At 71.6% G+C, this 18,575-nt stretch carries 20 protein-coding genes; 5 read left to right on the forward strand and 15 right to left on the reverse strand.

Annotated features, from left to right (window positions below; translation table 11 throughout):
- Window positions 1-49 precede the first annotated feature (49 nt).
- Both OHU35_RS08245 and OHU35_RS08250 read right to left on the reverse strand, forming a co-directional pair.
- Window positions 50-490, reverse strand: a complete 441-nt coding sequence (locus tag OHU35_RS08245) for a GNAT family N-acetyltransferase (RefSeq protein WP_189726526.1) — start codon at window positions 488-490, stop codon at window positions 50-52.
- Window positions 491-530: 40 nt separating this feature from the next.
- A complete protein-coding gene (locus OHU35_RS08250; RefSeq protein WP_405505096.1) occupies window positions 531-1,967 on the reverse strand; it encodes a PLP-dependent aminotransferase family protein in 1,437 nt (478 codons plus the stop codon).
- Here OHU35_RS08250 and OHU35_RS08255 point away from each other — a divergent pair.
- Complete coding sequence (locus OHU35_RS08255) at window positions 1,966-2,883, forward strand: DMT family transporter (RefSeq protein ID WP_189726528.1); 918 nt, start codon at window positions 1,966-1,968, stop codon at window positions 2,881-2,883. The genes OHU35_RS08250 and OHU35_RS08255 overlap by 2 nt on opposite strands.
- A 93-nt stretch (window positions 2,884-2,976) precedes the next feature.
- On the forward strand, window positions 2,977-3,177 hold the full coding sequence (locus OHU35_RS08260; RefSeq protein ID WP_010045242.1) for a DUF1918 domain-containing protein: 201 nt from the start codon (window positions 2,977-2,979) through the stop codon (window positions 3,175-3,177).
- 21 nt (window positions 3,178-3,198) lie between these two features.
- On the opposite strand, the gene OHU35_RS08265 is transcribed toward OHU35_RS08260, so the two are convergent.
- Window positions 3,199-4,428: a glycoside hydrolase family 10 protein gene (locus OHU35_RS08265; RefSeq protein WP_189726529.1), complete on the reverse strand. Its 1,230-nt coding sequence runs from the start codon at window positions 4,426-4,428 to the stop codon at window positions 3,199-3,201.
- Between the two features lie 180 nt (window positions 4,429-4,608).
- On the opposite strand from OHU35_RS08265, the gene OHU35_RS08270 reads away from it, so the two are divergent.
- Entirely contained in the window at window positions 4,609-5,484 is an 876-nt protein-coding gene (locus tag OHU35_RS08270; protein ID WP_189726530.1) for a 3-hydroxybutyryl-CoA dehydrogenase, read from the forward strand.
- Between the two features lie 22 nt (window positions 5,485-5,506).
- Here OHU35_RS08270 and OHU35_RS08275 read toward each other — a convergent pair whose 3' ends face one another.
- Complete coding sequence (locus OHU35_RS08275; RefSeq protein ID WP_405505097.1) at window positions 5,507-5,737, reverse strand: hypothetical protein; 231 nt, start codon at window positions 5,735-5,737, stop codon at window positions 5,507-5,509.
- Window positions 5,738-5,957: 220 nt separating this feature from the next.
- Between OHU35_RS08275 and OHU35_RS08280 the strand changes: the two genes are divergently transcribed.
- Entirely contained in the window at window positions 5,958-6,215 is a 258-nt protein-coding gene (locus tag OHU35_RS08280; RefSeq protein WP_184597347.1) for a hypothetical protein, read from the forward strand.
- 12 nt (window positions 6,216-6,227) lie between these two features.
- Here the strand turns inward: OHU35_RS08280 and OHU35_RS08285 are convergent, their stop codons facing one another.
- The 10 genes from OHU35_RS08285 to infC form a co-directional block, all read right to left on the reverse strand.
- Entirely contained in the window at window positions 6,228-6,773 is a 546-nt protein-coding gene (locus tag OHU35_RS08285; protein ID WP_189726532.1) for an NUDIX hydrolase, read from the reverse strand.
- Window positions 6,774-6,880: 107 nt separating this feature from the next.
- On the reverse strand, window positions 6,881-8,221 hold the full coding sequence (locus tag OHU35_RS08290) for a transcriptional regulator (RefSeq protein ID WP_189726536.1): 1,341 nt from the start codon (window positions 8,219-8,221) through the stop codon (window positions 6,881-6,883).
- A 256-nt stretch (window positions 8,222-8,477) separates the two neighbouring features.
- On the reverse strand, window positions 8,478-9,446 hold the full coding sequence (locus OHU35_RS08295) for a PP2C family protein-serine/threonine phosphatase (RefSeq protein ID WP_405505098.1): 969 nt from the start codon (window positions 9,444-9,446) through the stop codon (window positions 8,478-8,480).
- Window positions 9,447-9,657: 211 nt separating this feature from the next.
- The gene (gene pheT / locus OHU35_RS08300; RefSeq protein WP_405505099.1) at window positions 9,658-12,171 is read right to left on the reverse strand and encodes a phenylalanine--tRNA ligase subunit beta; all 2,514 of its coding nucleotides are present in this window, start codon (window positions 12,169-12,171) and stop codon (window positions 9,658-9,660) included.
- A complete protein-coding gene (gene pheS / locus OHU35_RS08305) occupies window positions 12,171-13,292 on the reverse strand; it encodes a phenylalanine--tRNA ligase subunit alpha (protein WP_359896685.1) in 1,122 nt (373 codons plus the stop codon). The genes pheT and pheS overlap by 1 nt, the downstream gene beginning before the upstream one ends.
- Before the next feature lie 129 nt (window positions 13,293-13,421).
- The gene (locus OHU35_RS08310; protein WP_359896683.1) at window positions 13,422-14,573 is read right to left on the reverse strand and encodes an ATP-binding protein; all 1,152 of its coding nucleotides are present in this window, start codon (window positions 14,571-14,573) and stop codon (window positions 13,422-13,424) included.
- A 91-nt stretch (window positions 14,574-14,664) separates the two neighbouring features.
- Window positions 14,665-15,525 (reverse strand): RNA methyltransferase, encoded by an 861-nt coding sequence (locus OHU35_RS08315; RefSeq protein ID WP_189726542.1) that lies wholly within the window; start codon window positions 15,523-15,525, stop codon window positions 14,665-14,667.
- Between the two features lie 91 nt (window positions 15,526-15,616).
- Window positions 15,617-16,000 carry a 50S ribosomal protein L20 gene (rplT, locus tag OHU35_RS08320; RefSeq protein ID WP_004002577.1) on the reverse strand — a complete coding sequence of 128 codons (384 nt, stop codon included), beginning with the start codon at window positions 15,998-16,000 and terminating at the stop codon, window positions 15,617-15,619.
- 95 nt (window positions 16,001-16,095) lie between these two features.
- Complete coding sequence (gene rpmI / locus OHU35_RS08325) at window positions 16,096-16,290, reverse strand: 50S ribosomal protein L35 (RefSeq protein WP_003989075.1); 195 nt, start codon at window positions 16,288-16,290, stop codon at window positions 16,096-16,098.
- Between the two features lie 109 nt (window positions 16,291-16,399).
- Complete coding sequence (gene infC / locus OHU35_RS08330; RefSeq protein WP_359896758.1) at window positions 16,400-17,062, reverse strand: translation initiation factor IF-3; 663 nt, start codon at window positions 17,060-17,062, stop codon at window positions 16,400-16,402.
- A gap of 394 nt (window positions 17,063-17,456) precedes the next feature.
- Here infC and OHU35_RS08335 point away from each other — a divergent pair, with 394 nt between their 5' ends.
- Window positions 17,457-17,813, forward strand: coding sequence for a DUF1844 domain-containing protein (locus OHU35_RS08335; protein ID WP_184597362.1), 357 nt, complete (start codon window positions 17,457-17,459; stop codon window positions 17,811-17,813).
- A 31-nt stretch (window positions 17,814-17,844) separates the two neighbouring features.
- Here the strand turns inward: OHU35_RS08335 and OHU35_RS08340 are convergent, their stop codons facing one another.
- Window positions 17,845-18,573 (reverse strand): SseB family protein, encoded by a 729-nt coding sequence (locus tag OHU35_RS08340; RefSeq protein WP_189726544.1) that lies wholly within the window; start codon window positions 18,571-18,573, stop codon window positions 17,845-17,847.
- Between the last annotated feature and the right edge of the window lie 2 nt (window positions 18,574-18,575).

The raw sequence follows: 18,575 nt of genomic DNA on the forward strand, positions 1-18,575 counted from the left end.
GCGCAGGTCAAGAGGTGTTACCTGGGAGTTACCCAGGGTGCGCCGGCCCTCACTGGCCGAAGACGAGCGCCATCCAGTGCTCGGGGTGCTCCAACTCCGCGAACCCGAGCTTCTCGTAGACGCCGTGCGCGTCGTGCGTGGCGAGCAGGACCCGGCGCAGCCCGTACTGCCGCAGCTCGTCCCGTACGGCCGCCAGGAACGCGGTGCCGACGCCCTTGCCGCGCACCGAGGGGTCGACGTACACATCGCACAGCCACGCGAAGGTCGCCCGGTCCGTGATGACCCGGGCGTACGCCATCTGGTCCCCCGAGACCGTCTCGTACACGCCGAAGTTGAGCGAGCCCTCGATCGCCCGGTCCTGCTTCTCCCGGGGGCGGCCCAGCGCCCAGTACGCGTCGGTGGACAGCCAGCGGTGGACGCGTTCGCGGTCGATACGGCCGGGGTCGGCGGAGATCTCGTAGCCCTCGGGCAGGCTCGGCGTGTCGGTCATGGCGCGATGCTCGCAGGGCGGCGACGGGCGCGTCGAGCCGTTATCCCAGCACCTCCTCGCAGGCCGTACGCAGCCGCCGTACGCCCTCCGCGATCTCCCCGGTCCCCGCGACCGCCGCGAAACTCAGCCGGACGTGCGCGGCCGGCGGCTCGGCACTGAAGTAGGGGCGGCCGGGAGTGATCGCGACACCCGCGCGCAGGGCGGCGGCGGTCAGCGCGGACTCCTCCGCGCCGTCGGGCAGCCGCGGCCACAGGTGGTAGCCGCCGGACGGGACGTGCGGCAGCGCGAAGTCCGGCAGGTGCAGCCCGAGCGCGGTGGTCATCGCGTCCCGGCGCGCCTTCAACTCGGCGGAGACGGACCGCAGATGCCGCGGCCATGCGGGCGAGCCGACGAGTTCGAGCGCGGCCTCCTGAAGGGGCCTGGGCACGAAGAAGGTGTCGACGACCTGGATGGCGCGCAGCCGCTCCAGGACCGGCCCGCGCGCGGCCAGGGCGCTCACCCGGAAGCTCGGCGAGGTCGCCTTGGTCAGCGAGCAGACATGGACGACGACGCCGTCGGGGTCGTCGGCGGCCAGCGGACGCGGCAGCGGCCCGGCGTCCTCGTGCACGAGCCGCCGTACGAAGTCGTCCTCCACGACGAACGCGCCCGCCTGCCGGGCGATGCGCAGCACCTCGCCGCGCCGCTCGGGCGCGAGCACGGCACCGGTGGGGTTCTGGAAGAGCGGCTGGCAGACGAAGGCCGGGGCGCCGCTGGCCCGGAAGGCATCGGCGAGCAGCGCCGGTTTCACTCCGTCGGCGTCCACCGGGACGGGTACCGGGCGCAGGCCCGCGGCACGGGCGATGGCGAGCATGCCCGGGTAGGTCGGCGACTCGACCAGCACGGGGGCGCCGGGCGGGGCGAGGGCGCGCAGGGCGGTGGTGAGCGCGGACTGCCCGCCCGCGGTGATCAGCACCTCGGCGGCGGTGAAGGACCCGCCGATGCCGCGCGCGAACCACTCGCGCAACTCCGGCAGCCCCTCCATGGGCGGGCGCCCCCAGGCACCGGGACGGCGTCCGGCGCGCGACAGGGCGGCGGCCATCGCCCGCTCCGGCTGCAGCGACGGGTGCAGATAGCCGCCGTTGAACTCGATCACGCCGGGCGGCGGGGCGGCCAGCGAGACCAGCACCCCGGAGGCGTCCACCGAGCGCGGTACGAGGTCGGCGGCGCCGTCCGCGCTGAGCGCGACCTCCTGCCAGGAGGTGTCCCCGGCCGGTGCCGGCGCGGTCCTGGTCCGTGCGCGGAACGCGCCCGCGCCCGGCCGGGTGACCACCAGCCCCTCGGCGGCGAGCTGCGCCAGGGCCCGGGACACGGTCACGGGGCTCACCCGGAACCGCTCGACAAGGGCCCGACTCGACGGCAGCTTTCCACCTGGCGAGTAGCGGTCGAGCTCCCTCCGGAGCTGTTCCGCCAGTTCAGCGACACTGCTACGCTCGTGCATGAGAGTACAGAGTAGCGCTACTACCGCACCCCGGATAGCAGTCGCCACGGATCGGGACCGCCCGGGCCTCGGCACCCTCCAGGCCGCCCTCGGCGTCATCGCCTTCTCCCTCACGTTCCCCGCCACCGCCTGGGGGCTCGAGGGCTTCGGGCCCTGGTCGCTGGTCGCCGTCCGGAGCGTCCTGGCCGCGGTGATCGCGGGTGGCTGTCTGCTCGCGCTTCGTGTACCGCTGCCCGCCCGCCGGCACTGGCCGGGCCTCGCGGTCGTCGGGGCCGGGGTGGTGCTCGGCTTCCCGCTGCTGACGACACTGGCGCTGCAGACCTCTACCACCGCGCACGCCGCCGTCGTGGTCGGTCTGCTCCCCCTCACCACCGCGCTCTGCTCCGCCCTGCGCGTCGGCACCCGACCCTCGCGCACCTTCTGGACGGCGTCCCTCGCGGGCGCGGCGGCGGTGCTGGCCTTCACCGTGCAGCAGAGCGGCGGCGCGCTGAGCACAGCCGACCTGTATCTCTTCGCGGCCCTGCTGGTGTGCGCGGCCGGCTACACCGAGGGCGGCCGGCTGGCCCGGGTCATGCCGGGCTGGCACGTCATCGGCTGGGCGCTGGTGCTGTGCCTGCCGCTGACCGTGCCCATGGCCGCGCTCGCCCTGGCGCAGGAACCCGTGCGGCTGACGGCGCACAGCGTGACCGGTCTGCTCTGGGTCGCGGCGGGCTCGCAGTTCGTCGGCCTTGTCGTCTGGTACCGGGGCATGGCCGCCATCGGCATCCCGAAGGCCAGCCAGTTGCAGCTCGCCCAGCCCCTGCTCACACTGGTGTGGTCGGTGCTGCTGCTGGGCGAGCACCTGCCGGTGGCCGCCCCGCTGACGGCAGCGGCGGTGCTGGTCTGCATCGCCGTCACACAGCGGGCGCGCGGCTGAGCGGGGCCGCGCCCGGCCCCCTGCCAAGTCACGCCCCCCACCGTAGACTCGAGGCCACGGACCGCTGCTCCGCACCTCGTGAGGAGGCACCAGATGCGCGCAACCGTGGGCGACCAGCTTGTCCAGCACGGCAGGGTGGTCGGTCAGCACGACAAGGTCGGCGAGATCGTCGAAGTGCTCGGCCAGGAGGGCAACCCCCCGTACCGCGTCCGGTTCGAGGACGGGCACGAGGGAGTGTGCTCACCGGGACCCGACACCGAGATCCGGCACCGGGAGACCACCACCGGGCCGTGATGCGGCGCAGGGCGACGCCGGCTACTCGTAGTGGTCGGCGACCACCCTCGCCATCGCCCCGATCCGATCGGTCGCCACGTCCTTGGCGGCGAAGAAGACGTGCCCGCGCACCTGTGCGTAGTCCTCGGCCAGCGCCAGGTGCCGGGACAGCTCGGCCGGGTTCTGCCAGGCCGCGGGCTGCGCCGGGTCACCGGCCTTGTACAGCGCCTCCCCCACGTAGAGCTGCGTCGAGGTGCCGCGTGCGACCTCCGCCCACCAGGGCACCAGTTTGGCGTAGTCGGCGGCGGCGAAGCCGATGTTCCAGTACAGCTGCGGGACGATGTAGTCGATCCAGCTCTCGCGCACCCATTTACGGGTGTCCGCGTGCAGGTCGTCGTACGTCTGCACGCCTGCCCGGGTGTCCGAGCCGCGCTTGTCCGTGGCGGCGTTGCGCCACACGCCGAAGGGGCTGATGCCGAAGCGGGCGCTCGGCCTGACCTTCTTGATCCGGCCCGCCGTCTCCCGCACCAGCTTGTTGATGTTGTCCCGCCGCCACGCGGCCCGGCTCGGGAAGCCGCCGCCGTGCGCGTCGTAGGCCGCGTCGTCGTCGAAGCTCTGGCCGGCCACCGGATACGGGTAGAAGTAGTCGTCGAAGTGGACGCCGTCCACGGGGTACTTCCGCACCGCGTCGAGCATCGCGTCCTGCACGAAGGCACGGACCTCGGGGAGCCCCGGGTTGTAGTAGAGCTTCCCGCCGTACGTCACCACCCAGTCCGGGTTCCGGCGCGCGGGGTGGGAGGCGGCGAGCCGGGACGGGTCGGCGTGCGTCGCGACCCGGTACGGGTTGAACCAGGCGTGCAGCTGCAGACCGCGGGCGTGGGCCTCCTTGACGGCCGTGCCCAGCGGGTCCCAGCCCGGGTCCTTGCCCTGGGTGCCGGTGAGGTACTGCGACCACGGCTCGTACGGTGACGGCCACAGGGCGTCCGCCGTGGGCCGGACCTGGAAGAACACGGTGTTGAGCCGCCGGCTGACCGCCGTGTCGAGGTGCTTGCGCAGCTCGGCGCGCTGCTTCGACGCGCTCAGCCCCGGCTTGGACGGCCAGTCGCGGTTGGCCACGGTCGCCAGCCATACGCCCCGCATCGCGGAGGCCGCCCTGTCGCCTCCCTTGCCGTCCCTCTCGATGTCCTCCTTGGGTGCCGCCGACGCCGGAGGCACCATCGTGAAAGCCGACAGCGCCGCCACCGCGAACGCCCTGCGTGACACTCGTCCCATCCGCATGCCCCAAAATGCCGCGGATCCGCCCGGTCGCGGATCGCTCCGGGCCCAGAATGCCCGACTCTGGGCCGACCCCCGCGATCGATCATCGATACTTGGGAGTAACGTGCTCGAACGGAGCAGGCACCGGACCACGGAGCACCTGCCCGGACGTGGATCAGCAGCGAAAGGGACGATGTGACGGACATCCCAGCGGGAGACATTGCACGCGTCGGAGTCGTGGGCTGCGGTCAGATGGGCGCGGGAATCGCCGAGGTGTGCGCCCGGGTCGGTCTGGAGGTCATGGTCGCCGAGACCACCGGCGAGGCCCTGGAGATCGGCCGGACCCGGCTGTTCAACTCCCTGGCCAAGGCAGCGGAGCGCGGCAAGATCACCGAGGAGGAGCACGAGGCGGCTCAGGCCCGCCTGAGCTTCACCACGGACCTCGGCGAGTTCGCCGACCGTGATCTGGTGATCGAGGCCGTCGTCGAGAACGAGCACGTCAAGACCGAGATCTTCCAGGTGCTCGACCAGGTCGTGACCCGGCCCGACGCCATCCTGGCCTCCAACACCTCCTCCATCCCGCTGGTGAAGCTGGCGGTCGCGACCTCGCGGCCCGACCGGGTCATCGGCATCCACTTCTTCAACCCGGCCCCGGTGCAGAACCTCGTCGAGCTGATCCCGGCGCTCACCACGTCCGAGGACACCATCGGCCGGGCCGAGCAGTTCACCGAGAAGCTGCTGGGCAAGCACGCGATCCGCGCCCAGGACCGCTCCGGTTTCGTGGTCAACGCGCTGCTGATCCCGTACCTGCTCTCCGCGATCCGCATGTTCGAGACGGGCATCGCGAGCCGCGAGGACATCGACAACGGCATGGAGATGGGCTGCGCCCACCCGATGGGCCCGCTGAAGCTCTCCGACCTCATCGGCCTGGACACGGTCGCGTCGGTGGCCCAGTCGATGTACGAGGAGTACAAGGAGCCCCTGTACGCCGCTCCCCCGCTGCTCCAGCGCATGGTCGACGCGGGCCGCCTGGGCCGCAAGACGGGCTCGGGCTTCTACACGTACGACTGACGGTCCGGCCGACGCCGCCACCTCAACGCCGCCGCTCCTCCGGCCACGGCCGGACCCGGCGGCGTCCCCATTCCGCCGCCTGCTCAGTGAGGCGACGGCGCAGCCAGCCCATCCAGAGGGCGAGCGGAGTGACCACGAGACCGAGCAGCAGCGCCGTGCCCCACCCCTGTCCGCCGGCGGAGAACCGGATCACCACGGCCGACAGCGCGTAGATCGCCAGCGCGTACGCCGCGTTCTTCTGCCACTTCGTCATACGCCACCGAATACCCCCCGAGGCCGATTACGGACGGTCAGATTTCGGCCAAACCGCGGGCCCGGCACCGGAATTGGTGCCGGGCCCACGGTATTCACACACCGTGTGCGCGCCGGGCTCGCATATGCCCCTCGCACACTCTCCCCAGGCGCCCACCAGGCGAGTTGACTCCACATGCGCATGCAAGGGATGTGAAACGACTACGGAAAGGAGCGGACTCGTGGCCGCCGATCCCGAGCATCCCGTCGTTCATGGAGAACTCGCAGAGTTACGACGCCGCCTCGACGTGGCCTACGCCCGCGTCGAAGGCGGGCTGGCTCTGCTCAGCCACCGCACCGAGGAGACCGCCAAGGAAATCGACGAGCTCAACACCCGGATCCACACGCTCGAACACACGCGCTGGCCGCTGCCCGCGGTCGCCGCCCTCACCGCCGTGGGTGCCCTCGTCCTGGCGATCTGGCAGGCGCTGGGACGCTAGGCCCTGGACGACCTAGGGCAACGCGTCCTGTCCGAGCCTGAGATGGTGCAGCAGAAGTAACGCGGCCGCCATGTTGGCGGCCGGGACCTCGCCGCGGGCGACCATGTCGGGGACGAGCTTGAGGGGGACCCATTCCCGGCGGTCCGACTCGAAGTCGTCCACGGGGTGCCCGACGTACTCACCCTCGTCGGCCCAGTACACGTGGTGCCGGGCGTCGGTGAGCCCGTTGGACGGCTCCACGCTCATGAGGTGGTGCAGGGGTCCCGGCCGCCAGCCGGTCTCCTCCTCCAGTTCCCTGGCGGCCGCGCGGGCGATGTCCTCGCCGTCCTCGACGACGCCCGCCGCGAGTTCCCACCCCCAGCTGTCCGTGATGAAACGGTGCCGCCAGAGCAGCAGCACCTCGTTGGCCTCGTTCACCACCGTGGCCACCGCGACAGGCCGCAGCCGTATGAGGAAGTGGTCGAGGTGCCGGCCGTCCGGCAGTTCGACATCCGCGAGATTGACGCTGAACCAGCGGTTTGAGTACACAGTTTGTTCGTTGTGTTTCGTCCACTGCACGGTTCTGCCACCTTCCGTCGAGTAAGTGGCAATATCGCAGCAGGGACGTACTGACAGCAGGCGCACAGGACGTCGCTCGGGATGACGCGGACGCCGCTGCCCTGGATCTACAACGGTACGCGCAGTGCCCCGTCGATGAGTTCGGCGGCCTCGGCCGTGCCCGCGCTACCGCTGCGCACCAGATGCTCGCGCACCGCGCGCAGCCGATCCCGCAGCCGCTGGGACTCCATGCCGCGGGCCTGCTCTGCCATCTGCACGGCGATGGCCACCGCCTTGTCGGCATTGCCCTGCCGCAGTTCGATGGTGCTCAGCATGGCCAGCCGGTGCACCCGGCCGCGGTCGTGCGCCGGGTTGTCGACGGCGGCAGCGGCATGCTCCCCCGCGGCCGCGATCTCCCCGAGACTGAGCAGCGCCTCCGCCACCTGGACGTTGACGAGCCCGGGCTGGACATAGCCGGTCTCGTCGGGCTCGTACCCACGCCGGATGCGCTCGGCGGACTGCTCGGCCCGCCGGATGCAGGACAGGGCACTGGTGCCGTCGCCCAGATGGGCGTACGCCTTGGCCTGCATCGCGTACAGGTCGGAGGAGAGCGCCGGGGTGATCTGCTTGCCGGCGGCCCGCAGCGCGGCCTCCGCGAAGGCGACGGACTGCCGGTACTCCCGCATGAACAGCGACTGGTTGACGAGCAGCGCGATCACATACGCCCCGAGCCCCCGGTCCCCGCTGGCCTTCGCGAGCCGCAGCGCCTGGTGGAAGTAGCGCTGCGCGAGGCCGTGGGCGTCGGAGTCGTAGGCACAGATACCGGCGACGGCCACCAACCCGCCCGTCGCACGGTGCAGTTGCCGCCCCGTCTCGTCGGTGTAGCTGCCGCGCAGCAGCGGGGCGGCCTCGGCGTTGAGGAAGCCGACGATGCGGGCTCTGGTCGCGATGCCCCCGGCCTTGCGGTACATCTGCTCGTAGTGGGTCCGGGCCGATCGCAGCATCTCCAGATCGCCTGCGGTGACCCGGTGTCTGCCGCCGCGGGAGACGTCCACGTCCTCGGGCGGGTTCTCCCACTCCCACACCGGCATGACGGCGGGCGTACCGGTGAGCGCGGGCGCGCCCAGGATGTGCGGGCGCTGCTGCTGGTCGGAGCGCCACAGGGCGGTGGCCCGCTCGACGAACCCGGACAGGGAGCCGGTGTGCGGGGCGGCCGGCTCGCCGGGCACGCCCAGGCCGATGTCGTCGAGGGTGACGTGCCGTTGGAGCCGGGCGGCGAGCACCTCACAGATCAGGTCGGGCACCTGGCCCCTGGGGCGCTGCCCCTTCAACCACCGGGCGACGGCGGTGTGTTCGTACCTCAGGGACAGGCCCCGTGCCCGTCCCGCCTGGTTGACGTGTGCGGCCAGCCCCGCGTGCGAGATCCCGGCTTCGTCCAGGATCGCGTCGAGCAGAGTGTTGGGCTGCATGTGGGCCCCCCGGTGGCTCGGTGCGGCCAGATTAGTGGTTCCGCCTTCACACGGGGTGTGAACGGAGTGCTCGAATCCGCACGGTGTGCGCACTGTCGCGCAGAGTCGCCGGCCGGTTGACTGAAATGCCTCGCAAGAGGCCGGCCGGGCCGCCGGCTCCCCCTCGTACAGTGCGGCGGCCCGCTTCCGCCGTCCGCCCAGCTGCCTGCCCGACACTCCGTGGCGGGGCGGACGGCATCGCCGGCCATGGGTCCCGTCACGGTGGTGTCAGAGGTGGGTTGTCGGCTGCGGGTGCGTCGTGGCTGGTCGCGCCCACGCGGCGGAGCCGCACATCGGCACAGCCCCGCGCCCCTGAAGGCATGCATGCGCCGTTCCTCAGGACCAGCAGGGCGATGTCGTCGGCCGGGGTGCCGTCGGAATGATCGGCCAGCGCGCTCTGGACACCGCGGAGAATCGCCTGCGGTGCGAGCGGCTCCTCCCGTGCGACGCTCGCCAGCACGAACGGCAGGGGGAAGAACCGGCCACGGGCATCCCTCGCGTCCTGAGCACCGTCCGTGTAGAGGAACAATGCGTCGCCGGGCGGGAGATGCCCCAGACCTACGGTCGACACCACGTCCGGCAAGGGAAAGACGCCCAGGGGCGGGTACGGGTCGGCGGGGGCGAGCTGTTCGACTCGGGTGCCGCTCAGCCGGTACGGCCACGGGTGCCCGCAGTTCAGGGCGGCCATCTCGCCGTCGGCGCGGATCTCCACCAGCAGCAGGGTCACGAACTCCTCGGCGACGCTCGCCGGATGTTCTCGGCGCAGATGCCGGTCCAGGGCGCGTTCCAGTCGGCGCAGCACCCCGCCGAGGTCCGCCTCGTCGTACGCGGCCTCGCGGAAACAACCGAGCACGGCGGCGACGGTCCCGAACGCGCCGATCCCGTGCCCGCGTACATCACCCATCACGGCCCGTACGCCATGCTCGGTGGCGACGACCTCGTACAGGTCGCCACCGATAGCGGCCCCCGGCTCCGCCGACAACTGAACGGCGCCGACGTCCAGCCCGCCGATACACGAGGGCAGCGGCCGCAGCACCGCGTTCTGCGCGGCAGCCGCGACCCGGCGCAGCTGCCGCAGCTCACGCACCAGCGTCCGCCGCACATGAAGGATCACCCCGGTACCGACCGCGAGGAGGACTGCACCGGGCAGACCGAGGCCGCGCACCCGACCCCTGAAGCGGATCATGCCGATGGCCCCCCAAATAGGCCCTGACACACAGAATCGGACCGGCCCGAAAGAGCCGGTCCGATTCTGTCGACAGCAAGCCGGACAGGGCAGGATCACTTCCCTTTACCACCCAAATGAGTGATCTGGCCCAACCCGTTAGGGGCGCGGGGAACTGCGCGACAAGCCACCACGAACCCGCAGCCGGCAACCAGCACAGTCCCCCACGGCGCTAACTCCGCAACTCGGCCCCCACACGCTCCCCCGCAAGGGCCACCGCCGCGTCCCGAGCCGCCGACGCCTCATCCACCGTCAGCGTCCGGTCAGCCGCCCGGAACCGCAGCGCGTACGCGAGCGACTTCCGCCCCTCACCCAACTGCTCGACGTTCTCGTACACATCGAACAGCCGGATCGACTCCAGCAGCTCCCCGGCCCCGGCACGCAGGGCCTCCTCGACCTCCGTCGCCGGAACCACCGCGTCGACGACCAGGGCGACATCCTGCGTGGCCACCGGGAACGCGGAGATCCGCGGCGCCGTCAGCGTGGCGTCGCCTGCCTTCTCCACGGCGTCCAGGTCGATCTCCATCGCGCAGGTACGCGCGGGCAGCCCCAGCGCCTTGACGACGCGCGGGTGCAACTCCCCCGCGTGTCCCACGACCCGCTCGGCACCGTCCACGGTGATCGCCAGCTCGGCGCACCGGCCCGGGTGCCACGGCCCGTACTGCCCCTTGCGGATGATCAGCTCGGCGCCCGCCTCACGGGCGACGCTCCGCGCCGACTCGACCGCGTCGGCCCAGTCGGCCGGACGGCCCTTGCCCCACCAGCCGGCCTGCTCGCGGGCACCGGCGAGGACGACGGCGGCGTGCCGCGGCTGGTCGGGCAGGGCGGCGTTCAGCTCGGCGAGCTCCTCGTCGGTCGGGCGGCGGTCGACGGAGAGCACGGTGGCGGTCGGCTGCTCCTCGCGCGGCTGGAAGACCAGGCCGGTCTCGAACAGCGCGAGATCGTGCGAACCCCGGCCGTCGTTGCGCCGCAGGGCACCCAGCAGGCCCGGCAGCAGCGAGGTGCGCAGCGCGGGCTCCTCGTCGCTCAGCGGGTTGCTGAGCTTCACGACGCGGCGGGCCGGGTCGTCGGAGTCCAGGCCGAGCTGGTCGAAGACCCGCTCGCTGACGAACGGGTAGTTCGGCGCCTCGACGTACCCGGCACCGGCCAGGGCCCGGCCGACGCGGCGGTGCAGCCGCTGCCGGTGGGTGAGGCCACGGCCGGCCGGCGGCCTGGGCAGCGTGGAGGGCAGGTTCTCGTAGCCCTCCAGACGGATGACCTCTTCGGCCAGGTCGTTCGGGTCGGTGAGGTCGGGCCGCCAGGACGGCACGGTGACGATCAGCTCGTCCTGTCCGTACACGTCACAGCCGACCTGCTGGAGGCGGCGTACGACGGTCTCGCGGCCGTAGGCGACGCCCGCGACCTTGTCCGGGTGGTCGGCCGGGACGGTGATGGTGCGCGGCGCGGTCGGGGCGAGCACCTCGGTGACGCCGGCCTCGGCGGTGCCGCCCGCGAGCAGGACCAGCAGGTCGACGGTGCGCTGCGCGGCGGCCGCCGCGGCCTGCGGGTCGACGCCGCGCTCGAAGCGCCGGGACGCCTCGGAGGACAGCTTGTGCCGGCGGGCCGTACGCGCGATCGACACCGCGTCGAAGTGCGCGGCCTCGATGACGACGTCGGCCGTGGCGTTCTCCACGTCGTCGTGGTCGGCGATCTCCGTGTTGGCGCCGCCCATGACACCGGCGAGCCCGATCGGGCCGCGGTCGTCGGTGATCACCAGGTCCTCGGCGCCCAGCGTGCGCTCGACACCGTCGAGGGTGGTGAGCTTCTCCCCCTGCTCGGCCCGGCGCACGCCGATGGTGCCCTGGACCAGGCCGCGGTCGTAGGCGTGCAGCGGCTGGCCGAGCTCCATCATCACGTAGTTGGTGACGTCGACGGCGAGCGAGATCGGGCGCATGCCGACCTTCTGCAGCCGGCGCTGCAGCCAGATCGGGGAACGGGCCTCGGCGCTCAGGCCGGCCACCGTGCGGGCGGTGAAGCGGTCGCAGCCGGTGGGGTCGGAGATCCGCACCGGGTAGCCGTACGCGTTCGGGCCGGGCACGTCGAGCAGCGCCGGGTCGCGCAGCGGCAGGCCGTAGGCGATGGCGGTCTCGCGGGCGACGCCGCGGATGGACAGGCAGTCGCCGCGGTTGGCGGTGACGGCGATGTCCAGGACCTCGTCGACCAGCTCCAGCAGCTCGACGGCGTCCTTGCCGACCTCGGTCTCCGGGGGCAGCACGATGATGCCCTTGGTGCCGTCGTCGCCCATGTTCAGCTCGTCGCTGGAGCAGATCATGCCGCGCGACATCCTGCCGTAGGTCTTGCGCTCGGCGATCTGGAAGTCACCGGGCAGGACGGCACCGGGCAGGGCCACGACGACCTTGTCGCCGACGGCGAAGTTGCGGGCGCCGCAGACGATCTCCTGGAGCTCGCCGGTGCCGTTGGCCTGGCCGACGTCGACGGTGCAGAAGCGGATCGGCTTCTTGAACTCCGTCAGCTCCTCGATCGTCGCCACCCGGCCCACGGCCAGGGGACCCTTGAGGTCGGCGCCGAGCTGCTCGACGGTCTCGACCTCCAGACCGGCCGAAATCAGCTTGGCCTGCACGTCACGACCGGTCTCCGTCTCCGGCAGGTCGACGTACTCCCGCAGCCAAGAAAGCGGGACCCGCATCAGATCTCCATCCCGAACGGCCGGGTGAACCGGACGTCACCCTCGACCATGTCTCGCATGTCTTCGACGTTGTGGCGGAACATCAGCATCCGTTCGATGCCGAACCCGAAGGCGAAACCGCTGTACTTCTCCGGGTCGACACCGCAGGCCCGCAGCACGCGCGGGTTGACCATCCCGCAGCCGCCCAGCTCGATCCAGCCCTCGGAGGAGCAGGTGCGGCAGGAGCGGTCGGGGTTGCCGACGGAGGCGCCGCGGCAGACGTAGCAGACCATGTCCATCTCGGCGGACGGCTCGGTGAAGGGGAAGAAGTTCGGCCGCAGCCGGGTCTTCATGCCCTCGCCGAACAGCGACTGGACCATGTGGTCCAGGGTGCCCTTGAGGTCGGCCATGGTGAGGCCCTCGTCGACCGCGAGCAGTTCGACCTGCCGGAAGACGGGCGTGTGCGTGGCGTCCAGCTCGTCGGTGCGGTAGACGACACCGGGACAGATCACGTAGACCGGCAGCTCGCGGTCGAGCAGGGAACGGATCTGCACCGGCGAGGTGTGCGTGCGCAGCACGACGCCGGACTCGGTGCCGCCCTGCGGGCCCTTGACGAAGAAGGTGTCCTGCTCGCCGCGGGCCGGGTGGTCCGGGCCGATGTTCAGGGCGTCGAAGTTGAACCACTCGGCCTCGACCTCGGGCCCCTCGGCGACCTCGTAGCCCATGGCCACGAAGATGTCCTCGATGCGCTCCGACAGCGTGGTGAGCGGGTGCCGGGCGCCGGCCGGTACACGGTCGTGGGGCAGCGTGACGTCCACGGACTCCTCGACGAGCACGCGGGTGTCCCGCTCGGCCTCGAGTTCGGCCTGGCGGGCGGCGAGGCCCTTGTTCACGGCGCCGCGTGCCTGGCCGACGCGCTTGCCGGCCTCCGCCTTGGCCTGCGGGGGCAGAGCGCCGATCTCGCGGTTGGCGAGGGCCAGCGGGGACGTGCCGCCGGTGTGGGCGACCTTGGCCTCCTGGAGCGCGTCGAGGGAGTCCGCGGCGGCGAAGGCGGCGAGCGCCTCGTCCCGCATGCGCTCGATCTCTTCCGGTTTCAACGTCTCGACCTCGACAGGGTCGTACGACTTATTCGGTGCCGACATCTCTTCCCGTGCTTCCGATTGGCTGGCTGAAGGTCCCCGTCTCCGACTCGGACGGCCGCCTGAAGGGACACAAAGGTGCCAATGGCCGAGTCTAACGGGGTGGAGGTACGCGAATGCGCCCGCGGGGGCTCAGGCGAGATAGGCCGGAGCGCTCACGGGCAACGTAAATCGGAACTCGGCGCCGGCGCCGGGCGCGCGGCCGACCGTGATGGTGCCGCCGTGGGCCTCGACGATGCCCTTGACGATGTAGAGCCCGAGGCCGGTGCCGCCGCGCTTGCTGCCCCGCCAGAAGCGGGTGAAGACGCGGTTCATGGACTCCTCCGGGATGCCGGGCCCCTCGTCGCTCACCGTGACCGACGTGGCTGCGTTCTCGGCGAACTCGCCCTCGCGGAGGGACGCCGTGGCCGTGACGTCGATCGTGACAGTTCCCTCGCCGTGCCGCACGGCATTTTCCAGGAGGTTGCTGAGCACCTGGTCGATCTTGTCGGGGTCGGCCCACAGGTCGGGCAGCGGCTGCTGGACGCGCAGCAGGAACCGGTCGGCCGCCTGCCCGGCGGCGACGTAGGCCTGGATGTGCCGTCCGACGGCCGCGCCGATGTCGACGGGCTGGCGGCGCACCTCCAGCCGGCCGGAGTCGATCCGCGAGATGTCGAGCAGCTCGGCGATGAGCCGGGTGACCCGGTCGGCGTCGGCGTCGACGGTCTCCAGCATCAGCCGCTTCTGGTCGTCGGTGAAGCGTTCCCACTTGGCGAGCAGGGTGGCGGTGAAGCCCTTGACCGAGGTGAGCGGGGAGCGCAGTTCGTGGGCGACGGTGGCGATCAGCTCGGCGTGGCTGCGCTCGGTGCGGCGCCGGGCCTCGGTGTCGCGCAGGGTGACGACGAGGCGCCGGAGGGGCCCGGTGGGCCGGCTGCGGACGTAGCGCGCGGAGACCAGCACCTCGCGCCCGCCGGGGAGAAGGAGGTTGCGCTCGGGCTGTCCGACGCGGATGGCGAGGCCGCCGTACGGGTCGGTCAGCTGCCACCAGCGGCGCCCCTCCAGGTCCTCTAACGGCAGGGCCTTCTCCAGCCGCTGCCCGAGGGCGTCCCGGGCGCTGACGGCGGTGATGCGCTGGGCGGCGGCGTTGAAGCAGATGACACGGCCCTGCTCGTCGGCGACGACGAGTCCGTCGGGCAGCTGGTCGGGGTCGATGCCGAGGCCGGCGAGATCACCGGGCGGCCGGAACGCGGCGGGCGGGTTCCCGGCGTCCTGGGCTCCCGGTGCGCTGCTCGTGCCGACGCTCATCCCCGTTCCCCACCTCTCAGGTTCCATGGGGGTCCCCCCTGCTCGAGCGCAGCCGACAGCTTGGGGGAGGGTCCCTGAGCTGGTCACCCTACTAGTTCCCGGTGACGGAACGGCACCCTCCGGCGGCGCGCTGTGCACGCGCGGACGCATAGAGACATACGGCCGCGGCGGTGGCGAGGTTCAGGCTCTCGGCCTTCCCGTGGATCGGGACGCGCACGACGGCGTCGGTGAGGGCGCGGGTCTCCTCGGGGAGGCCCCAGGCCTCGTTCCCGAAGACCCAGGCGGTCGGCCCGCCCATCGTGCCCTTGTCGAGTTCCTCGTCGAGGTCGCGGTCGCCCGCCCCGTCGGCGGCGAGGACCCGGACACCGGCGGCCCGCAGCCTGTCGACCGCCTGCTCCACGGGGACGCCGACGGCGACGGGCAGGTGGAACAGGGAACCGACGGAGGCACGGACGGCCTTGGGGTTGTACACGTCGACGGAGGCGTCGGTCAGGACGACGGCCTCGGCGCCGGCGGCGTCGGCGCAGCGCAGCACGGTCCCGGCGTTGCCGGGGTCGCGGACGTTCGCGAGCAGGGCGACGAGCCGGGGTCGCGCCTCGAGGACCTCCTCGAAGGGCGTGTCCAGGAACCGGCAGACACCGACGAGTCCCTGCGGGGTGACGGTGGTGGAGATGTCGGCGATGACCTGCTCGGAGGCGAGGTGCACCCGGGCCCCCGTGTCCCGGACCGCCCCCACGATGTCGGCGTACCGCTCGGCGGCCTCCAGCGTCGCGAACAGCTCCACGAGCGTGGCCGTGTCCCCGGCCCGATGCCCGGCCGCCTCGCGCACGGCCTGCGGTCCCTCGGCGAGGAACAGCCGCTCCTTCCCCCGGAAGTTCCGCTTGGCCAGCCGTCGCGCGGCCAGGACGCGGGGCGAGCGGGGGGAGATGAGCTCGGGCGTGGCGGGGGACATCCTGTTCACTTTCTCGTAGCTGCACAGCAGGACCCGCAGGCCGTTCGGCCTGCGGGTCCTTGAATCACGTCGGCTTGCGGCCGGCGCGGCGTCACGCAGCCTTGGGCGCGTTGACGTCGCTCGGCAGCGCCTTCTGGGCGACCTCGACGAGCGCGGCGAACGCACCGGCGTCGTTGACGGCCAGCTCGGCCAGGATCTTGCGGTCGACCTCGACGTTCGCGGCCTTCAGACCCTGGATGAAGCGGTTGTACGTGATGCCGTTGGCGCGGGCAGCGGCGTTGATGCGCTGGATCCACAGCTGACGGAAGTCACCCTTGCGCTTCTTGCGGTCGTTGTAGTTGTAGACCAGCGAGTGGGTGACCTGCTCCTTGGCCTTGCGGTACAGGCGCGAACGCTGACCGCGGTAGCCGGAGGCCTGCTCGAGGATCGCCCGGCGCTTCTTGTGGGCGTTCACTGCCCGCTTGACGCGTGCCACTTTTTAACTCCTTGTAGCGGGGCCGCGGTGGTCCTCACACGGCCCGAAATCGATTGGGTCCCGGTCCTGACGTACGGCGCTCACGCGCCGAAGCGTCACTTGCCGAGAAGCTTCTTGATCTTCTTGGCGTCGCCCGGGGCCATCTCGGCGTTGCCGGTGAGGCGACGCGTCACACGGGACGACTTGTGCTCGAGCAGGTGGCGCTTGCCGGCACGCTCGCGGAGCACCTTGCCGGAGCCGGTGACCTTGAAGCGCTTGCTGGACCCGCTGTGCGACTTGTTCTTCGGCATAGCGCCGTACTCTCCTCGTCGGTGGCGCTCCGGTGCCCGGTTGCGAAAACCGGGCACGGTGGAGCGTCGTCTTGTTTCGGTTGGTTCCTGGGACTCGCGTCCCCAGGGGTCACGCCTCGGCGGGCTCCTCGGCCGGCGCCTCGACGTCCACGTCGGCGTCCGCGTCGGCTTCCGCAGCGTTCTGCGAGCGGCCGGGGTTGGCCTTCGCTTCCGCCTTGCGGGCCTCCTGCGCCTGGCGAGCCTCGGCCATCGCCTCGGTCTTCTTCTTGTGCGGACCGAGGACCATGATCATGTTTCGGCCGTCCTGCTTCGGGTTCGACTCAACGAAACCGAGGTCCTGGACGTCCTCCGCGAGACGCTGCAGCAGTCGGTAGCCCAGCTCGGGCCGGGACTGCTCGCGACCACGGAACATGATCGTGATCTTGACCTTGTCGCCCTGCTTGAGGAACCGGACGACGTGACCCTTCTTGGTGTCATAGTCGTGCGGGTCGATCTTCGGCCGGAGCTTCATCTCCTTGATGACCGTGTGCGCCTGGTTCTTGCGCGCCTCACGGGCCTTCATGGCCGACTCGTACTTGAACTTCCCGTAGTCCATGAGCTTGCACACGGGCGGACGGGCATTCGCCGCGACCTCGACCAGGTCCAGGTCGTACTCCTGCGCAAGCTCCAGTGCCTTGGCCAGCGGGACGATGCCCACCTGCTCGCCACTGGGACCGACAAGTCGCACCTCGGGAACGCGAATCCGGTCGTTGATGCGGGGCTCGGCGCTGATGGATCCTCCTCGGTAGCACCACGCGACGGTCTGGCGGACGGCCGCGTAACGTCTCTATTCGATAGACCTAACCGCGCCGAAGCAGAAAAAATGCCCCGGACGATCCCAGGCGGGGCTCCTCGAACTACCGGAGCACCGCCGCGGTGACCGCGGGGCGCGCTTTCGGACGGATCGCCGCCGCTGGGACGGGATCGTCTGACCGGTGACCCGACGCCCTGGGGGCGGTCAGGTGGGAGTTCGAAAGCCTCCACTTGTGGGTCGGGCTCGTGGGCCATGAGGCATACGGGTCCGACCGGTCGTTACACGAGGTTACCAGCAATGGCCAGGAACGGCTAATTGGGACGCCCCGGGGCCTGGTGCGGAACGGGGCCGCCCTGCGCCTATCGTGTGGGGCATGAGTGAGACCCCTCCTGAATCCCCCGACTTCGACGCCATGGCCCGCGACATCGCCGAGGTCCCGGCGGTCGAGGTGATCGTGACGGTCGCCGTCAACCTGATGAGCGCCGCCGCGGTGAAGCTCGGTCTGACCGAGGAGGGCGACAAGCACAAGGACCTGGACGAGGCCCGCAAGCTGGTGCACGCGCTGGCCGGCCTGCTGGACGCCTCCGCGACCGAGATCAGCTCCTTCCACGCGTCGCCCCTGCGCGACGGTCTGAAGTCGCTGCAGCTGGCGTTCCGCGAGGCATCGCTGCGCCCGGACGAGCCGGGCCAGGGGCCCGGCGAGAAGTACACGGGCCCGGTCTACGGCTAGTCCCGGAGGCCGGCCGGTCACGGCCGGTCCGTCAGCGTTCGTACAAGGGCTCGCCCGGGGGCGTCGCCTCGGCCGGCAGCAATGCCAGGTCGAGGCCGCGCACCAGGCGGGCCCTCAGTGTTTCGTCGGCGGCGAGCCGCTGGGCGACGGCCCGGGCGGCCTCGGCCGGGGTCGCGGACGGGTCGAGGACCAGGGCGAGGGTGCCGTCGGCCCGGCCCGGTCCGAGGTGGGCGCGCAGGACGGCGGGCTCGGCGGCCACGGCATCGCGTACGGCCGTGATCACGGCCGGGTCGGCCAGCGGGTCGGTGGTCGACCGGCCCTCCGCGAGGGCGAGCAGCGCGGAGCCGGTCAGTTCGAAGGGCACGGGTCCGGCCAGATCCAGTACGACCGTGTCCGCCTTCTCGTGGGCGGCGGCCTGGAGGGCCTGGTGCAGGGGGACGGCGACGGGGCGGGCCGCCGGGTCCCAGCGGGCGAGGGAGTCCGTGGACGTGAAGGCGGGGAGGGCGGTGCGGCTGCCGGCCTTCAGGGTCGGTACGGCCATGTCGCTGGTCTTCTCGCGGCGCAGTCCCCGCTCGTCCTCCTCGACCTCGCCGAGCACGGCCACGACGGGGACGAGCAGCCGGGCGCCCTTGAGGGCGTCGAGGACCGGGCCGACCGCGCCGCGGTCCTCGGACCAGGCGGCGAGCGCCGCGCTCAGCCGGGGGTCGGCGGAGCCGTCGTCGTCGGAGAAGCCGGAGTCGGGGATGTTCTTGTTCGCCACGG

Source organism: Streptomyces purpurascens (assembly GCF_045040895.1).
Lineage (GTDB): Bacteria > Actinomycetota > Actinomycetes > Streptomycetales > Streptomycetaceae > Streptomyces > Streptomyces purpurascens.

Bases quoted from the DNA above. Each gene is read 5' to 3' on its own strand.
- OHU35_RS08245 (WP_189726526.1), bottom strand. From the start codon at position 490: ATGACCGACACGCCGAGCCTGCCCGAGGGCTACGAGATCTCCGCCGAC.
- OHU35_RS08255 (WP_189726528.1), top strand. From the start codon at position 1,966: ATGAGAGTACAGAGTAGCGCTACTACCGCACCCCGGATAGCAGTCGCC.
- OHU35_RS08250 (WP_405505096.1), bottom strand. From the start codon at position 1,967: ATGCACGAGCGTAGCAGTGTCGCTGAACTGGCGGAACAGCTCCGGAGG.
- OHU35_RS08260 (WP_010045242.1), top strand. From the start codon at position 2,977: ATGCGCGCAACCGTGGGCGACCAGCTTGTCCAGCACGGCAGGGTGGTC.
- OHU35_RS08265 (WP_189726529.1), bottom strand. From the start codon at position 4,428: ATGGGACGAGTGTCACGCAGGGCGTTCGCGGTGGCGGCGCTGTCGGCT.
- OHU35_RS08275 (WP_405505097.1), bottom strand. From the start codon at position 5,737: ATGACGAAGTGGCAGAAGAACGCGGCGTACGCGCTGGCGATCTACGCG.
- OHU35_RS08290 (WP_189726536.1), bottom strand. From the start codon at position 8,221: ATGCAGCCCAACACTCTGCTCGACGCGATCCTGGACGAAGCCGGGATC.
- OHU35_RS08295 (WP_405505098.1), bottom strand. From the start codon at position 9,446: ATGATCCGCTTCAGGGGTCGGGTGCGCGGCCTCGGTCTGCCCGGTGCA.
- pheT (WP_405505099.1), bottom strand. From the start codon at position 12,171: ATGCGGGTCCCGCTTTCTTGGCTGCGGGAGTACGTCGACCTGCCGGAG.
- pheS (WP_359896685.1), bottom strand. From the start codon at position 13,292: ATGTCGGCACCGAATAAGTCGTACGACCCTGTCGAGGTCGAGACGTTG.
- OHU35_RS08310 (WP_359896683.1), bottom strand. From the start codon at position 14,573: ATGAGCGTCGGCACGAGCAGCGCACCGGGAGCCCAGGACGCCGGGAAC.
- OHU35_RS08315 (WP_189726542.1), bottom strand. From the start codon at position 15,525: ATGTCCCCCGCCACGCCCGAGCTCATCTCCCCCCGCTCGCCCCGCGTC.
- rpmI (WP_003989075.1), bottom strand. From the start codon at position 16,290: ATGCCGAAGAACAAGTCGCACAGCGGGTCCAGCAAGCGCTTCAAGGTC.
- OHU35_RS08335 (WP_184597362.1), top strand. From the start codon at position 17,457: ATGAGTGAGACCCCTCCTGAATCCCCCGACTTCGACGCCATGGCCCGC.